Below are 17,082 nucleotides of genomic sequence, written 5' to 3'. Positions count from 1 at the left end.
CATAAATCTTAGCTGAGCAAACGCATTGAATTGCAGCAGAGAGCGCCTCTTAAGACGAGTGGGAAATGTTCATGACAAGAACCTATTCCATATCAGACAAGGGGCGCTTTTTGCACAATAAAAGGAGGTTTAATAATGAAAAGCATGATGACGGTGAAAGCCTTATCCGTTATGAACCTGGTTATTTTAATCATGGCCGTCAGTGTGCCCGGAGCAAGTAAGGCGGTGTACGCGGACAACACGGCTTATTACGTGGACGCCATCAACGGGAATGATGCAAATAACGGGCAGAGCGAGTCGTCCGCCTGGAAAACCGTCACTAAGGTGAACGGTATCACCTTTAAGCCGGGTGATCGCATTTTGTTTAAAGCCGGTGGCATATGGAGCGGGGAGCTATGGCCGAAGGGATCCGGGACAAGCGGCAATCCGATCAAGATAGATATGTATGGGACAGGCAGCAAGCCTGCTTTTACAGGCAGTCAGACGGCGAACCAGACCCTGCATCTGGATAATCAGGAATACTGGGAGATCAGTAACCTGGACATATCCGCCAACTATACGGATGCCTTTACCCGGCGTGGTATTTATGTTCATGCGAACGATTACGGCACCGTCAATCATCTGTATTTCAAAAATCTCGTCATTCATGATGTGTGGCCGAACATTGCCCATACCAATAACAATACCGCCAAGGATACAGGGGGCATGTTTTTCTCCATTACGGGCGGCACAACGGTGACCAAGTTTAATGACATTCTTATTGAGAACAATACGATCCGGGACCTCGACAGAGAAGGGATTACGCTAACCTGGACCACGTGGTCGAACAGACAGGGAGAGACCGGCGGCTCGGGGCCATGGACAGGCAGCACGAACGTCGTGGTGCGCAATAATTATTTTACGAACATCGGCGGTGACGGTCTCGTTGCACAAGGGCTCCAATCACCGTTGATCGAATACAACACCATCGACGGTTTCAACAAACGCAATTACAACGTCAGTTATAATGCTGGTCTTTGGGCGTATTCTGCAGATGATGCTGTATTCCAGTACAACGAAGCCACGAATGGGAAGTCGACTCGTGACGGTATGGCCTGGGATGCGGATGCCAGAACCAACCGGGCGGTATTCCAGTATAATTACAGCCATGATAATGAAGGCGGCAGTATGCTTTTCATCAGCTATGGCACGGAGTATTCGCGGGACGCGGTTTATCGTTACAATATTAGCCAGAATGACCGGAATTTCCTGATTACCGCAACGAATCCGATCAATGCGAGCATTTACAACAACGTGTTTTATACACAAAGCGGTGTTTCGGCCAAGGTCTTTAATACGAATAGCGGTACTGCTTCCTTCAAAAACAACATTTTTTACAACCAAGGAACGACTTCAACGAGCAGTTGGGGCTCCGGCTACACGTACAGTAATAATGTGTTCTATGGTAACTACTCAACGACTCCGAATGATGCGAGCAAAATCACGTCAGACCCGCTGTTCGTGAATCCGGGGGCGGGTGCCACCGGCAGAAATACGCTTGCGGGCTATCAGCTTCAAAGCACATCTCCGGCTATCAACAGCGGCACGGCAGTGGCTAATAACGGTGGTAAAGACTTCTGGGGGAATACGCTGTATGTCGGCAATCCGGATCGCGGTGCCTACGAACACCAGAGCAGCGTATCTACACCAGTCAACGTGGCTCTAGGCAAAACGGTAAGCTCAGGCAGCTTTGTGAATAATCCTGAACGGGTCACGGATGGACAATCCGGTAACAAGGAGCAGTACGCCGGACTCGATGGGGGGCTGCAGTGGCTGGCGATGGATTTAGGTGCTGCTTACAATGTGAGCCGGATCAAGCTTTGGCATTATTTTGACGGTCGATCGTACAGGGATGTCATTGTGCAGTTATCAAGCAACCCTGATTTCACAAGCGGCGTCACCACGGTGTTTAACAATGATGCCAATAACAGTGCGGGCCTTGGAGCGGGAACGGATGCCGAATACGCGGAGACCTCATCTGGAAAAGAAATCACGTTCAGCCCCGTGCAAGCCAGGTACATCCGCTTTTGGTCAAATGGCAGCAGTGTAAACCAGTGGAATCATGTGGTCGAAGCAGAAGTATACGGAATGAGTACCCCATAAGGAGTCGGTCTGAATGAAAATCTTCCCGGTGAACACATGGAGGCAGAGATGGTTGCTGTTGGCCGTATGCTGGTTCGGGGCAGCCGCCGCTGGTTATGTTCTGGCTGCAGACGGCGGCGAGGAAGCAGAGGCTACGGTGCTGACGGTGAACGGGGAAGCGGTGACAGTACAGGAATTTGAAGCAGCCATGTCCCGTGAACGGCTGGCAACGATCCGTCTTTTCCAGTCCCGGTATGGAGCTGAATACAGACAGGGCTTTTGGCAAAAGGAATATGGTGGTCAGACACCGCGTGACGCTCTGCGGCAGAAGGCGCTGGAACAAATCACGCAGCTGAAGGTTCAGCAGATTGCGGCGAAGAAGGCCGGCCTGGTAAAAGACATCACGTATGGCGGATTTTTGAAGGCAAGAGAAGAGGAGAACCGTAGAAGACAAGAGGATGCTGGCGGCGGTAAAGTCGTCTATGGTCCGCTGAAATATGGTGTGGAGGAATATTATCAATATACCATTAATAACTTGCTGATCCGGCTGCAGGAATGGCTGTCTGCCCGGGAATTGTCACCTTCTCCCGAGGCCATTGCCATGTTTTATCAGAAGAATAAGGATACCTTGTATAAAAAATCACCCTCAATTCAAACGAAAAAGCTGTTTGTTCCTGATGAAACGGAAGCTTCGCGGCAAATCGCCCAGCAGGCTATTGAGCAGGCTGAACACTATCATTCATTGGACTTGGCGGCTGCTTCTATGGATGCAAAGGTTCAGCTTTCCGAGCAGGTCTTTGATGATGAATCGCTTCGTGACGATGCCAGATATATGCCTGAGCTCCTCGAAGCCGCGCAGCAGCTAGCTCCCGGTAAAATCAGCGGTATTATCCCCGTATCCGCAGGTTATGCTGTCTTGCAATGTCTGAAGCGGGAGGAAGGGGGTTATGTTTCCCTAGAGCAAGTGGAAGAGGATATCCGCAGCAGGCTGCTTGAGGTGGATTATGAGGCCTGGTTAAAGGCAGAAATCCGTCAGGCAAAGGTGGAGATTCATCAAGATGTGTTTGATAAACTGGAGGTACAGGATTAAGAAAAACGGCCTTCCCGGGGGAATCAGGGAGGGCCGTCTTTTTTACCTATCTGGTAGTCTTTCATTTAATAATTCTCTTAAATCTTTAACTTCATTCTTTAAATGATCTATTTCTAACTTCAAACCCGAATTTTTCATCACATGACTAACAATAAGATATACGATAAAATAGTTGGCTATGAATAAAGCTAAAATTAGAATAAGTCCTTGCACTCCAACAACTTGATGAGATCCGTTCATTAATAAAACCCCCGTTCCATACTAGTGTTCCTTTTTTTACCAATCATGTAGTCATACTATAACATAAACTTGAATATTCCAGTTTGTTACCCATGCATGTATTGACTTCGAAAATCAAGGTGTGATATATAAAAGTAAGAAATTAGCACTCGGGATGAAAGAGTGCTAAAAATATCGTTTGAATCGAAAGGAGCAAGGCTCATGATGAAAAAAGAGTTTAAAGCCGAATCAAAACGCTTGCTGGAGATGATGATTAATTCGATTTACACACAGAAAGAGATTTTTCTGAGAGAATTGATCTCCAACGCTAGTGATGCGATCGATAAAATTTACTATAAGGCGCTGACAGATGATCAGCTCGTATTTAATAAGGATGATTATTACATTCATATTACTGCTGACAAGGACAACCGTACGCTGACGATCACAGATACCGGCATTGGCATGACGCAGGAGGATTTGGAAAATAACCTCGGCATTATCGCCAAGAGCGGATCGCTGGCTTTCAAGAGTGAGAACGAAGCGAAGGAAGGCCACAACATCATCGGCCAGTTCGGGGTAGGCTTTTATTCCGCATTCATGGTTGCCGATCAGGTTACGGTCATCAGTAAAGCGCTGGGCAGCGACCAGGCTTATCGCTGGGAATCCGAAGGAACGGACGGCTACACGATTGAACCTTGTGAGAAGGATTCGGTTGGTACGGAGATTACCCTCAAAATCAAAGATAATACGGAGGATGACTCGTACGATGATTACCTTGAGGATTACCGCCTGAGAAGCATCATTAAGAAATATTCCGATTTCATCCGCTACCCGATCAAAATGGAAGTAACCGGACACCGTCCGAAAGAAGGCAGCGATGGTGAATTTGAGGAGTATAAGGAAGAGCAGACGGTAAACAGCATGGTACCGATTTGGCGCAAGAACAAGAGCGAGCTCACGCAGGAGGACTATGAGAACTTCTATGCCGAAAAACGCTACGGGTTCGACAAGCCTCTTACCCATGTGCATGTGAAAGCGGACGGCGCTGTTGTATATAATGCGATCCTGTTCGTTCCGGAGAACACACCGTTCGACTACTATTCCAAGGAATACGAAAAAGGGCTGGAGCTGTATTCCAACGGCGTACTGATCATGGACAAATGCGCAGACCTTCTGCCGGATTATTTCAGCTTCGTGAAAGGGATGGTGGATTCCGAGGACTTGTCCCTGAACATCTCCCGGGAAATGCTGCAGCATGACCGCCAGCTGACGCTGATCGCCAAAAACATTAAGAGCAAGATCAAGAGCCAGCTGCAATCCCTGCTGAAGGATGACCGTGACAAATACGAAACCTTCTTCAAGGCATTTGGCAGACAGTTGAAGTTTGGCGTATATAATGATTATGGCGCGAATAAGGACACGCTGTCAGACCTGCTGCTGTTCACATCCTCGAACGAGAAGAAGCTGGTGACTCTTGATGAGTATGTATCCAGAATGCCGGAGGACCAGAAATATATTTACTACGCCTCAGGTACTTCCGTCGAGCGTATTGAAAAGCTTCCACAAACGGAGCTTGTCGCTGACAAGGGTTATGAAATTCTGTATCTGACAGATGACATTGATGAATTTGCGATCAAAATGTTGATGACGTACAAAGAGAAGGAATTCAAATCGGTATCGAGCGGTGATCTTGGGATTGAAGCAGACGCAGACGAGACTTCATCCGAAGCGGAAGCTACGGAGAACAAAGATCTGTTCGAAGCGATGTCAACGATTCTCTCCGGCAAGGTTAAGGGTGTTAAGGCCTCGAAGCGTCTTAAGTCTCATCCGGTGTGCCTGACTGCGGAAGGCGATTTGTCAATCGAGATGGAAAAAGTGCTCAATGCGATGCCGAACAGTGAGGGCATTCAGGCGGACAAGGTCCTGGAAATTAATGTGCATCATGAGGTGTTCCAGTCACTGAAGGCCGCTTTTGAAAAAGATCAGGAGAAGCTGGCGCTCTACATCAATCTGCTGTACAACCAGGCGCTGCTGATCGAAGGGCTTCCTATTCAGGACCCTGTTGATTTTACGAATGACATTTGTAAAATCATGGTGTAATCTGTTTATATTTGAAGCATAATGAACCCGGCCTTCCCGGAGACCGGGTCTTATTCTACTTAAGCAAGAGATGAATTTGCCCTAATAGTGTATAATGGGTAAAGGTGCGGCCATTTTCGTGCGCTGCGCATGCTTATCAATCTGGAAGAGGTGTAAATGTTGGAAGACCCTAGGTTACAAATGGAAGAACGTAATATACAGCACGCCATCATCGGAGACGTGATGACCCGTTTGCCGGAAATTCTGCAAAGCTTGACCAAATCAAGACTTTCTTCGCTTGCCTCCGTCAATCAAATTTCCGGACGCTCCAAGATGAAGAAGGAAGAGCTTGCGGATGCTCTTTCAGCATATTTGACCGACCCCGAACAGTTGCAATCCATTGTTCTTGTAACGGATGCGGACGAATGGGCTCTTCTGGAAACGCTTATTAAAGAGCCATCCATCCAGGAGAATGCACTGCCGTTTGGACAATATTCTTATTTTATGGAACGCGGACTGGTGTTCAGCTTTTTTAACGAGGGCAAGCTGTACGTCCTGATGCCGGAAGAAATAAAATCGGCTGCATCTCAAATCGATTTGTCTGAGCTGAAACAGGAGCATGGCTCCAAGCAGGAGGCCTATGAATATATCGCCGCTGCCGCTCATTTATACGGGGTCATCAAGCTGGACAAGCTTGTTCACATATTAAATTCGCAGCATAGCGAAGCTATGACGGAAGAAGAGCTTGCGAAATATGCAGGTGAAATGATCGAACGCGGTCAGGATATCCTTCTTCAAGATGGTATTCTTTACAACGGTTTGGTAGCGAACGGCGCGGACGAAAGCAAGCTGGCAGAACTGACGGAAGACCTGGACAGCAAAGCATTTTACGTTCCGGAAAAAGAGGAGCTTCTCCGTTATGCGGATCAAAGCTACTTCGAAATGACACCGCAGCTTGCCGAGCTGCAGGCTTTTGTGCTTAATAACATGTGCAAGGATAAGGAACTTGTTGAGTATCTGATCGATGATGTGCAGTTGGCCTGCACGAATAAATCCTCGATGCAGGATTTGATCAATGAATTCGAAAACCGCAAGATTTCCTTCAAAACCCCGGTACATGCACAGCGCGTCATTTCCTTGCTTGCAGAGGTGTATAACAACACGAGAATGTGGTCCAATGGTGGACACACGCTGGTGGAGATGAACGCCATGGAAGAAGGAAAAGATCCGAAAAAAGGTCTTGTGAGACTCGTGGAAGATAACGAAAACGTTATTGCAAAGGTCGGAAGAAACGAACCTTGCCCATGCGGAAGCGGCTTGAAATATAAGAAATGTCACGGCAAATAAGAATCCCCTTCCGGGAATCGCACACACCCTGCAGATATTGGATCAACCCTTGTGGTTATCTAATACTTTCTACGGGGTGTTTTTTTATTATACGGTGGATGGCTTCCATCTTTTCATAGTGGGCTTGATTGGAGTATTTATCGATTGTATAGTGAAATTCATTATACGAGTGTGTGAGGTGAGATGAATCTTGCTTGAAATCAGGAGCTTTATAGGCACCCACGACAAGGATTGGGAAGATGAACGTCTTTGGAGCCATCGGGATATGGAAATCTCCGTAGTTTTGGAAGGAAGCGGCCGTTTCCGAGGAGCAGATAAAGAAAGAATGGTGGAAGCGGGGCATGTCGTTCTGATTCCGCCGGATCTTCCGCATTCATTTCATGCGATTACGCCTATCCGGTTTGGCGTGCTGCTAATCAATGGTCTCCCTCTTAAGACTCGGGAATTATTCAATAGACTGGTTATAAATGGCCTTCCCCGGATCATCGCATTATCGCGCCTGGATCAGGATCATTATGAACGTCTGTTCCGCGAATGGCTTCGAATCCGTTCCTCCATGCTTAAAGAACCGGAAAGAAATTACTTGGCATGGATTGAGATATTATTGCTGTTTCTAAATGAACATTCCCATGCTGAACAGCAGGCGCTCTCCATTACCCACGCTGGCGACTATATCCGCGAACACATGCAGAATTCTATTCAAATCACTGCATTGGCTGAAATATGTGGTCTTTCGGAGGAGGGCTTCCGCAAAAGTTTCAATAAAGTTTACGGGATGACACCCAAGCATTATCAGCAAATGTGCCGGCTCGCTGAAGCTAAATGGCAGTTAAGCTCTACAGATCGGGATATGCAATCCATTGCTCAAATGATTGGTTTTTCCGGTCTTCATTCCTTCTCGCTATGGTTCAAAAAAATGGAGGGGTATCCTCCTACTGAATGGAGAACCCGTCAGCGGCTTTATCATAACTAAGCGGGTTTTGCGTAAATATTATCCGGTTTTGGCTAACGATTTCATCATTAAAATCCCCTATGCTGATAAGGAATCCAATATACGGCTGGCAGGTAGCCGGACGTAAAGAAGGGAGAAATCAGCATGAAGGTGACCATCGGAGAAAGAGCACTTGAGATGGGAGGCAAATATTTGACGGAGCTCAGGAGCAGCAATGATATTTTGGAGGACACGGAGGCACTTCGAGTTCGCCTAAAAGAAGATGGCTATCTGTTCATTCGGGGATTTCATAACCGTGAAAGGGTGCTGTCTGCGAGAATGGAATTTTTGCATAAGCTGCATGCCATGGGCCTTCTTGATCAAGAAGCTCCCTTAGAAGATGGGGTTCTAGCTGAAGAAAATAAAGGTGCGATGTGGGGCGGAAGCTCAGAAGAGCTGCAAGATGACTTTCCAGACTTTCTGGAGGTCGTCAACAATCCTTCTGTGATGAGCTTCTTTGATCGTTTACTCGGCGGTGAATCAATGACTTATGATTACAAATGGCCGCGGGCCGTTGCTCATGGCGGAAATACAGGTGCCCATTATGATGTCGTCTACATGGGGAGGGGAACGAAGGATGTCTATACAATGTGGACTCCGTTTGGAGATATTCCGCTGGAATTAGGGACGCTGGCCATATGTCTCGGATCGCAGCATTATAACAGAATCAAGCAGACGTACGGGGAGATGGATGTCGATCGGGACAATGTGGCGACAGGCTGGTTTTCCGAAGACCCGGTCGAAATCGTTGAGACCTTCGGGGGAAGATGGGCGACAACATCTTTTGAAGCCGGAGATGTAATTATTTTCGGAATGTACATGATGCATGCCTCTCTAAATAATATGACCCATCGATATAGAATAAGCTCGGATACCCGTTATCAGCTCGCTTCGGAGCCGGTCGACGAAAGATGGATTGGGCGCAAGCCGAAAGGACACTATGCATGGGGTAAAACTCCGCAAAAGTCGGTTGCGGATGCGAGGAAGGAATGGGGCGTATGAAATAAGGTACATTATCTAACATTCACACCCCCTTTCAGCTAACAAAATTACACCATCGTCTTGGCTGGGCATGCATTCCCAACAAATTTCCCTCTGCTCGAAAACACCTGACCGTTCCTGATCCCTAAACGAAAGAGGTAAAATGAAAGCGTATTATTCCTCTTGGTGAAGGAGAACAGCCATGAAATTTGATCTGAGCATTGTACCCTTCAGCCGCAGGGAATCGTTCCTCGCGGTATCGATGCTGCCTGAAGGGAAGAATAGACAGCAAGGCCTCTATCTGCGAACTGTGCGGGGAGGGGATGACAAGTTTGGCGAAGCATTCCGTATTGAACTGCTGGATCAGCTGGGTCGGCCGCTTCCATTCACACCGGATGCATCTCCGGAAGCTGTTAGGCTGAGTTCGCCTGCTTCAGCAATCTACGCGGAAATCTGCATTTCGGACAGCCGTACCGTCCGCTTCCGTGCGAAGGGCTGTGGTATCCGGCTTACCTTTATGCCGGCAGCATATGATTATGCATATGAAGTGAACAGCGATAGCTGGGAAATGAACAGCTTCACCCATGAATGCAGGTTCATGCTAACCCGACTCGTCGGTGGTATGAAGATGGAAGTCCCTTGGGACAAAATTAAGAGCTCGCGCGTGGTGGCTGAGTTTACAGCAGATACAGATACGAATATGGCGGAATTTGCGGTTGAGGAATTTCGCACGGTTTGGGAGCCAAGAAATGCATGGGAGCCCTTTGATGATGCGGTGAAGACAACGAGAGCCGATTTTACCCAGTGGCTGGATCGCAGCCTCTCCGTACCAGAGCGTTGGCAGGAGGGCCGGGGATTGGCTGCTTATATCACCTGGTCCTGCCTGGTTCCGGCGGAAGGCTGTCTGACCCGTCCAGCTATGTATATGTCGAAGAACTGGATGACGAATATATGGAGCTGGGATCACTGCTTCAATGCGATGGCTCTGGTACGCCATGATCCCAAGCTGGCCTGGGACCAGTTCATGATCTTTTTTGACCGCCAGGACGACAGCGGCTTGATACCAGACTTCGTGAATGATAAATATGAACTGTGGAACTGCAACAAACCGCCAATTCACGGCTGGACGCTGGCCTGGATGATGCAGCGGACCGATTATATCCGGGAGGCCCAACTGCGTGAAGTATACGGCCCGCTGTCCAAGTGGACCCGCTGGTGGTTCCGGTACCGCGACGGGGACGGCGACGGTATCCCCCAATATAATCATGGTAACGATTCCGGCTGGGATAACAGCACGGCGTTTAATAACGGGATTCCGGTAGAAAGCCCTGATTTGGCCGCTTTTCTTGTCATTCAGACAGAGCTTCTTGCTGAAATTGCCGGCCTGCTGGGGCTGGCGGAGGAATCCTCGGCATGGAGACAACTCGCGGAAGATACGCTGGCTAAGATGATCAGTCATTTCTGGAAGGATGGAAAATTCATATCCTGCCGCTCAGGCACGCATGAGCCATCAGAAGGAGATAGCCTGCTGCTGTTTGTGCCGATTTTGCTCGGCAAGCGTCTTCCCGAACACATCCGCATGGCTCTCCTTGAAGGACTTCGTGAAGATAACCGTTTCCTGACGGAAAACGGCTGGGCGACTGAAAGCGTGAGCAGCCCATACTATTTACCGGATGGATACTGGCGTGGTCCGATCTGGGCGCCATCAACCATGCTGCTCGTAGAGGGAGCTGCCGCAGCCGGCGATGTGGAGCTGGCACGGGAGGTATCGAAGCGCTTTTGCAGCATGCTGAACCGCAGCGGTATGGCGGAGAATTTTGACGCTATAACTGGCGAAGGGTTGCGTGACAGGGCATTTACGTGGACCTCAAGCGTATTCTTGATTTTGGGTCATGAGTATACAAGCTAAGCATTAAAGCGCACTTCCCCGGCTGTTTTTAACAGCTTTTAGGGGAGGTGCTTTTCCCGTTTGTTGGATGATTCGATAACGATAGATAAAAGTTATCTGCAGCAGATAAATTGAAAGCGGTATCATGTAGTGGAGGGGTTTATCTATTGGATGTCTGTCCATGCTAGAATGCAGATATACGTACTGCTGGTGAGGGGAGAAACTGTGTATGAATATCCACTGGCTTTACCGCCGTATCTGGTCCGGATCTTATCGAAGCATCCGAACCAAGTTGTTATTTTGCTTTCTCATCGTAACCCTCATTCCTCTGCTCTCACTGGGTGCGGTATCGTATTACCAGTCTGCCAGAATAATCAATTCGCAGTTTGGGAAATACGGTGAGAATGCCGTAGCGCAGTTAGAGCAGCAGACCAGTTCATCCTTAAGCCGGATGAAGCAAATGAGTGAGACGATCTATTCTTATTTGCTGGATCCGGCTCGCACGGATCTCGGGAACCGGGCTCCGGTAACCTATAACGAAATCATCGAGAAAAATGACTTTGAAGCTCTTCTCAAATCACTTCGGACCGACAAGACGGCGGGAATATATATTATCACTCCGTCAGGCTATTATTATGGTGAGAACAATCTGGATGTCACCAAGCTTGGAAGCATCCCTGCATGGAAGGAGAAGCCATCCTCATATCAAGGAATCTACTGGCTTGGCTTTTATATGCAAAACCATGCGATGACCAGTGCAGGTGATCCCAATTTGCCTGTACTGGGGCTCGCCGTACCTATCCATAACTCAAACGGTGCTCAGGACGGCAGCACGATTCTGATTGAGGAAAATGCTCAGGAGCTGCTTCATATGTTCAGGCTGTTTGAGAAGGATACAAAGGCCCATCTGACGATTAAGGCGGCGGACGGAAGAATCGTATACCAAAGTGCATCGGCATTCACTCCGAAAGACAGCGATATGATCTGGGACCGGACACTGGCTGTGAGTCAGTGGACTCTTGAAGCAAGGCTGCCTGCCAAAGCATTTTATCTATCGTCGGGAATTATTCGTTTCAACACCATTGTGGTAGCAGTTATTTCGTGTTTGCTGGCCTTTGGACTTGCCTATATATTCTCCTCCCGGTTTACGGACCGGATCCGCTCCCTAAAGGATTCCATGCAAAAGGTCAGCTTTGGTAAACTGGATACCCGGATGCCTATCGAAGGCCGGGATGAGCTGGGAAGCCTCGATATGAGCTTTAACCGGATGGTCAGCGGAGTGCAGACGCTGGTACAAGAAGTGGAACAAAGCGAGCGGCTGAAGAAGGAAGCCGAGCTGAAGGCTTTTCATTATCAGATTAATCCGCATTTGCTTTTCAATACGCTGAATTCGATCCAATGGAAAGCCCGGCTCGAAGGAGCCGAGGATATCCGCCAGATGCTGTATCACCTGACGATGGTACTGGAAGGGAATCTCGATATATCGCAGGAGCTGATTACACTTGGCAGAGAATTGCGCATGATTGAGCATTTCCTGAAAATTCAGGAGATCAGGTATGGTGATGTCTTCCGCTATGAACTCCATTGTGAGGAAGCGCTGAAGCTGTATCTGATTCCACGGATGACGCTGCAGCCGCTGTTCGAAAATATATTTTTTCATGGCTTTACCGATGGGGTTGGTCTTATTGAACTTGGTGTCAGAGAGGAGAAGGAAGAGCTTCTGCTGACTTTGAAGGACAATGGTGCCGGGATATCGGCAGAAAAGCTGGAGCGTTTATTTATTCCGGGACCAACGCGCCGCGGGCGCGGGGGACTGGGCGTGCAGAACGCAGACCAGAAGTTTAAGCTTCATTTCGGCCCGGAGTTTGGGCTTACGGTACATTCGACGAAGGGTGAGGGGACGACTATAATCATTCGTTGGCCCAAAAGGGAGGAGCATTCCGATGGATACAGCAAAGAAGATTAAGGTGCTGATCGCTGATGATGAGAGCATTGTACGTAAAGGGCTGCGCTCAACCGTACCTTGGGAACAGTTTGGGATGGAAGTCGTAGCTGATGCTCCCAACGGGTTGAAAGCCTGGGAGGCTTTTTTGGAGTACCGGCCTGAAGTGGTGATAACGGATATTGTGATGCCGGAGATGGATGGTATTGAACTGTCCCGTAAAGTAAAGGAGACGGCGCAGAATACGAAGATCATTTTGCTTAGCTGCCATCGGGATTTTGAATATGCGCAGCAGGGGATCCGCCTGGGGGCTTCGGGCTACCTTCTGAAGACGGCTTTTGAGGATGAAGAGCTGGAGGGGATGCTGAGGCAGTTTCAGCAGGATCTATCGGCACCATCCTCCAATGCCCCACAGGATGGCGAACGCCTGGAGACGCTGCTTTTTGCCTGGCTGAACGGACACAGTGATAAATTCCCGGCCGAGCTTGCCACGCTGCATGAAGGCCAGTGGCATTTTAATGGACAGCCGCTGTATATTTATTTAATCCGAACGGCGGAGTGCGGGTCTTCATGGAACGGGCTTCTGCAGGATGCAGGTCATGACGACCGCAGCATGTGTGAAGGAACGCTGATTCCTTACGGGGAGGAATATTGCTACTGGGTCGTGCCTGATTCCCTTCGGGGAGCCGCGGATAGCCTTCTGGTTGAGAGCAAGAGCAGATGCGGCAAGCTGCAGTGGAGCCGCAGAGGCTCTTTGCTGCACAGTGACGATCTGAAGGAGGCCTTTCAGTCTCTGCATAAAGAGGCGGAGCTGGAGCGAATCTATGGAGTATCAGGCGAGGATTGGCCGGAGCCAATCTGGAAGGCTGTAAATCTGCTGCATTCGAATCCGGCTGCCGACTGGTCGGCGAGCGAGCTTGCAGAGGAGGTCGGTCTCAGCCGCAGCCACTTCTCCATTTTGTTCAAGAAGGCAGTCGGAGACAGCTTTATCGCCTTCCAATATAAGCGCAAGCTGCGCCTGGCATCTGGTCTGCTGCGGGATACGACACTGACGATGCAGGAGATTGCCGAGCGCACGGGACTTGGAGACAGCAAATATTTCAGTAAATGGTTCAAACGTTGTACGGGTCAGACGCCAAGCCATTACCGCAACCAACAAAAAGGAGAGGCGCTCCGAACAGAATGACACCTGCCCGGATAATTCGAACAAAATCACAACAACATTCGAATAGATGCACGTTTTGAACCGCTTTCATTAGAGTTACGATGAAAGCGGTTCAATTATTATACACCTCATTGACAGGGGAGCTGACAATATGAAGAAAAAAAGAATTTCACTCATTGTCCTTGCAACAACGATGATGGTATCCGTACTTTCTGCATGCGGCGGTAAAGACGGAAGTACCGGAACAGCCAGCCAGGAGAGTGGCGGCTCGAATCAAAAGACGCTCCGCTTTGCGACCTGGGACACGGGGGACGCGCTCAAGATTGAGCAGGATATCGCCAAAAAATTCGAATCGGATCATCCGGGCACAAAGGTACAGGTAGAGGCCTATGCAGACGGTTTCGATCAGAAGCTGGCCGCAGGCTTTGGAGCGGCTAACCCGCCTGATGTGATGTATATGTGGGATTTCCCGACCTATCATCAATCACTGGAGCCGCTGGACAGCTTCGCAGACAAGGATAAAGATCTGAACATAGATGATTTCTACAAAGGATTATTCAACTACGGAAAAATTGATGGCAAGCTGTATGGTATTCCTGCCGGGTTTACCACCCGTGTCGTCTATTACAACAAGAAGCTGTTTGATGCGGCGGGCATCCCTTATCCAAAAGACGGATGGACTTGGAACGAGTTTCAGGAAATTGCCAAAAAGCTGACCGACAAATCCAAGAAGCAATATGGTTTCGGGGCACGCGCCGAGAATGATACTTATGATTTGCAGGGCTTTGTTTGGAGTAATGGCAGCTCCTTCATCTCACCGGACGGCAAAACCATTGAGGGCTACATGAACAGCAAAGAGACGGCTGAATCCATCCAGATGTTCGGCGATATGGTGAAAAACGGCTCTGCGGTGCTCACTGGCGGTAAAGGCCAACAGAGCGGCGATGATATTTTTAAAGCCGGTAAAATCGCCATGTGGGAAAGCGGAATCTGGCCGCTGGAATCGTTCAAACAAGCGGGTATCGATGTAGGCACTGTCGAAATACCGGCTTTCGCAGGCAAACCGGTTAAGGGTGTGCTGGCCGAATCCGCGCTGTCTATTGCCAAAGACTCCAAGCAAAAGGATCTCGCATGGGAGTTCGTTAAGTACTATGTATCCAATGAATCGATCAAAATGCGTGTTGCAGACCTGCCTGTGCGGCAAAGTGTCGTTAACGAGCTGAAGAAGGATCAGGATCCGCTTTACAAGCCTTACTATACGATGCTTGAACGCTCAGACAACACACCCGCATTTCTGCTGAATCCAAAATGGAATGAAGTGAATCGCCAGCTGTCCGCTGCTGTAGAGGCGGTAATGCATGGCGGTAATGCCCAAGAAGTGCTGAACCAGGCTGTCAAGGACAGTGAACGGTATTTGAAATAATTCATTTTAGAAAGAAGGTTAGGAGATGGCTCAGACCTACCTGCAGAATACACGGGAACAGACAGCCGCCCTTAAGGCCTTGAAAAAACGCAGATGGGGTGGGGCTGCCCCCTACCTCTTTATCTTCCCTTGGGTCTTCGGATTTATCGTTTTTACCTTAGGACCGCTGTTGTTCTCCTTGATTATTTCATTTTTTGATTGGCCGATTGTCGGCAAGGTAACCTTTATCGGTCTGGATAATTACGTGGAGATGTTTACCGATGATCCAATGTTCTGGAAATCCCTGTTTGTGACACTGAAGTTTGCGGTTCTCTTCGTTCCGCTCAATATCGTGGTCGCGCTCGGCCTCGCCATGCTTCTGAATCAAAAGGTTCGAGGGAGTGCAATTTTCCGTACGGCATTCTATTTGCCGTCTGTCATTTCTGGCGTGGCGCTGGCCATGATCTGGTCGTGGGTGTATAGCGGAGATTACGGGATACTGAATTACTTCCTCTCAATCTTTGGCATCCAGGGACCCGATTGGCTGAATGATACGAAATGGTCGCTGGTAGCAATGGTGGTCGCGAGTCTTTGGGGCCAGGGGTCCATGATGCTTATTTTCTTGGCGGGACTAAAAGGCATTCCCCGGGATCTGTACGAATCTGCTTCGATCGATGGGGCGGGTAAAATCCGTCAATTCTTTAGCGTGACGATCCCGATGATTACGCCGACCATCCTATTCAATCTGATTACATCCATTATTGCGGCATTCCAGCAGCTCACGCTGGCGCTCTTGCTTACGGGAGGCGGGCCGCTGAAATCTACCTATTTCTATGCCATGTATATGTATGAGAACGCATTCAAATATTTCAAAATGGGATATTCCGCTGCGAATGCCTGGTTCATGTTCCTGATCGTGCTTACGCTGACATTCCTCGTATTCAAGTCATCGGAAGCCTGGGTGTTCTATGAAGGCGAAATGAAAAAGAATCCGCAGAAGAAGCTTAAGGCGAGAAAGGGAGGGCAGACCCCATGAAAAAGCTGATCACGTACACGCTGCTCATTTTATGTTCACTGCTCTTCATTGCTCCTCTATTCTGGGCGGTGACTACGGCCCTGAAATCTCAACAGGAGCTGTATCTGTTCCCGCCTAAATGGATTCCATCCGTATGGAAATTCAGCAACTTTGCGGAGGCCTGGAATATCCAGCCCTTTAACATGTTTTTGAAAAATACGGTGCTCGTCACTGCCTTCTCTACACTTGGGCAGCTGATATCCTGCACCCTTGTGGCGTATGGCTTCGCGAGATTTCATTTTAAAGGGCGCGATTTCCTGTTCCTTGTGGTATTGGCAACCATGATGATCCCATGGGAAGTCACCATGATTCCACAGTACATGGAGTTTAACTATCTGGGCTGGATCAACACGCTCAAGCCGCTAATCGTACCTTCCTGGTTCGGATCCGCTTATTATATCTTTTTGCTGCGGCAGTTTATTCTGACATTGCCAAGGGAGCTGGATGAGGCAGCAACGATTGACGGTGCAAGCAAAGTGACTGTTTTGTTACGTATCATTGTGCCGCTGATGGGGCCTTCATTGATCCTGGTGGCCGTATTTCAGATCATGAGCTGCTGGAATGATTACCTTGGACCGCTCATTTTCCTGAATGATCAGACGAAATATACACTGACGCTCGGCCTTTCGCAGTTCAAAGGAATGTACGGCGTCGATATGCAATCGATTATGGCTATTACCTGTCTGATCTCCATTCCGCCGCTGGCTATATTCTTCTTCGCCCAGCGCTATATCGTAGGCGGAATTGCTACTACAGGTATTAAAGGATAGAGAGAAAGG

Annotated in this window: 13 protein-coding genes; 12 read left to right on the top strand and 1 reads right to left on the bottom strand. The window is 48.8% G+C overall.

The features are described from left to right. The first annotated feature begins 135 nt into the window (after nucleotides 1–135). Nucleotides 136–2,142: a galactose-binding domain-containing protein gene (locus KJS65_RS26055; protein WP_213652754.1), complete on the top strand. Its 2,007-nt coding sequence runs from the start codon at nucleotides 136–138 to the stop codon at nucleotides 2,140–2,142. 13 nt (nucleotides 2,143–2,155) lie between these two features. Continuing rightward, nucleotides 2,156–3,211, top strand: a complete 1,056-nt coding sequence (locus KJS65_RS26050) for a peptidylprolyl isomerase (RefSeq protein ID WP_213652753.1) — start codon at nucleotides 2,156–2,158, stop codon at nucleotides 3,209–3,211. Nucleotides 3,212–3,253: 42 nt separating this feature from the next. Here KJS65_RS26050 and KJS65_RS26045 read toward each other — a convergent pair whose 3' ends face one another. Beyond that, complete coding sequence (locus tag KJS65_RS26045) at nucleotides 3,254–3,451, bottom strand: hypothetical protein (protein ID WP_213652752.1); 198 nt, start codon at nucleotides 3,449–3,451, stop codon at nucleotides 3,254–3,256. Nucleotides 3,452–3,652: 201 nt separating this feature from the next. Here KJS65_RS26045 and htpG point away from each other — a divergent pair, with 201 nt between their 5' ends. The 10 genes from htpG (at nucleotide 3,653) to KJS65_RS25995 (ending at nucleotide 17,073) form a co-directional block, all read left to right on the top strand. Continuing rightward, nucleotides 3,653–5,533 carry a molecular chaperone HtpG gene (gene htpG / locus KJS65_RS26040; RefSeq protein WP_213652751.1) on the top strand — a complete coding sequence of 627 codons (1,881 nt, stop codon included), beginning with the start codon at nucleotides 3,653–3,655 and terminating at the stop codon, nucleotides 5,531–5,533. Between the two features lie 156 nt (nucleotides 5,534–5,689). Next, nucleotides 5,690–6,859: an SEC-C metal-binding domain-containing protein gene (locus tag KJS65_RS26035; RefSeq protein ID WP_213652750.1), complete on the top strand. Its 1,170-nt coding sequence runs from the start codon at nucleotides 5,690–5,692 to the stop codon at nucleotides 6,857–6,859. Between the two features lie 190 nt (nucleotides 6,860–7,049). Next, on the top strand, nucleotides 7,050–7,832 hold the full coding sequence (locus KJS65_RS26030; RefSeq protein ID WP_244864826.1) for a helix-turn-helix domain-containing protein: 783 nt from the start codon (nucleotides 7,050–7,052) through the stop codon (nucleotides 7,830–7,832). Between the two features lie 123 nt (nucleotides 7,833–7,955). Further along, nucleotides 7,956–8,852 carry a phytanoyl-CoA dioxygenase family protein gene (locus KJS65_RS26025; protein ID WP_213652749.1) on the top strand — a complete coding sequence of 299 codons (897 nt, stop codon included), beginning with the start codon at nucleotides 7,956–7,958 and terminating at the stop codon, nucleotides 8,850–8,852. A gap of 181 nt (nucleotides 8,853–9,033) precedes the next feature. Beyond that, nucleotides 9,034–10,740, top strand: coding sequence for an amylo-alpha-1,6-glucosidase (locus KJS65_RS26020; protein WP_213652748.1), 1,707 nt, complete (start codon nucleotides 9,034–9,036; stop codon nucleotides 10,738–10,740). A 208-nt stretch (nucleotides 10,741–10,948) separates the two neighbouring features. Then, complete coding sequence (locus tag KJS65_RS26015; protein WP_213652747.1) at nucleotides 10,949–12,685, top strand: sensor histidine kinase; 1,737 nt, start codon at nucleotides 10,949–10,951, stop codon at nucleotides 12,683–12,685. Next, nucleotides 12,663–13,847 (top strand): response regulator, encoded by a 1,185-nt coding sequence (locus KJS65_RS26010; protein WP_213652746.1) that lies wholly within the window; start codon nucleotides 12,663–12,665, stop codon nucleotides 13,845–13,847. Before KJS65_RS26015 ends, KJS65_RS26010 begins: the two co-directional genes overlap by 23 nt. Before the next feature lie 130 nt (nucleotides 13,848–13,977). Further along, nucleotides 13,978–15,249 carry an ABC transporter substrate-binding protein gene (locus KJS65_RS26005; protein WP_213652745.1) on the top strand — a complete coding sequence of 424 codons (1,272 nt, stop codon included), beginning with the start codon at nucleotides 13,978–13,980 and terminating at the stop codon, nucleotides 15,247–15,249. A 25-nt stretch (nucleotides 15,250–15,274) separates the two neighbouring features. Next, on the top strand, nucleotides 15,275–16,264 hold the full coding sequence (locus tag KJS65_RS26000) for a carbohydrate ABC transporter permease (protein ID WP_213652744.1): 990 nt from the start codon (nucleotides 15,275–15,277) through the stop codon (nucleotides 16,262–16,264). Next, nucleotides 16,261–17,073: a carbohydrate ABC transporter permease gene (locus tag KJS65_RS25995; RefSeq protein ID WP_136608600.1), complete on the top strand. Its 813-nt coding sequence runs from the start codon at nucleotides 16,261–16,263 to the stop codon at nucleotides 17,071–17,073. The genes KJS65_RS26000 and KJS65_RS25995 overlap by 4 nt, the downstream gene beginning before the upstream one ends. Nucleotides 17,074–17,082: the final 9 nt, after the last annotated feature.

Source organism: Paenibacillus sp. J23TS9 (assembly GCF_018403225.1).
GTDB lineage: Bacteria > Bacillota > Bacilli > Paenibacillales > Paenibacillaceae > Paenibacillus_AQ.
Note: the sequence above shows the minus strand (reverse complement) of the source record. Positions and strands in the feature narration are given on the sequence as shown.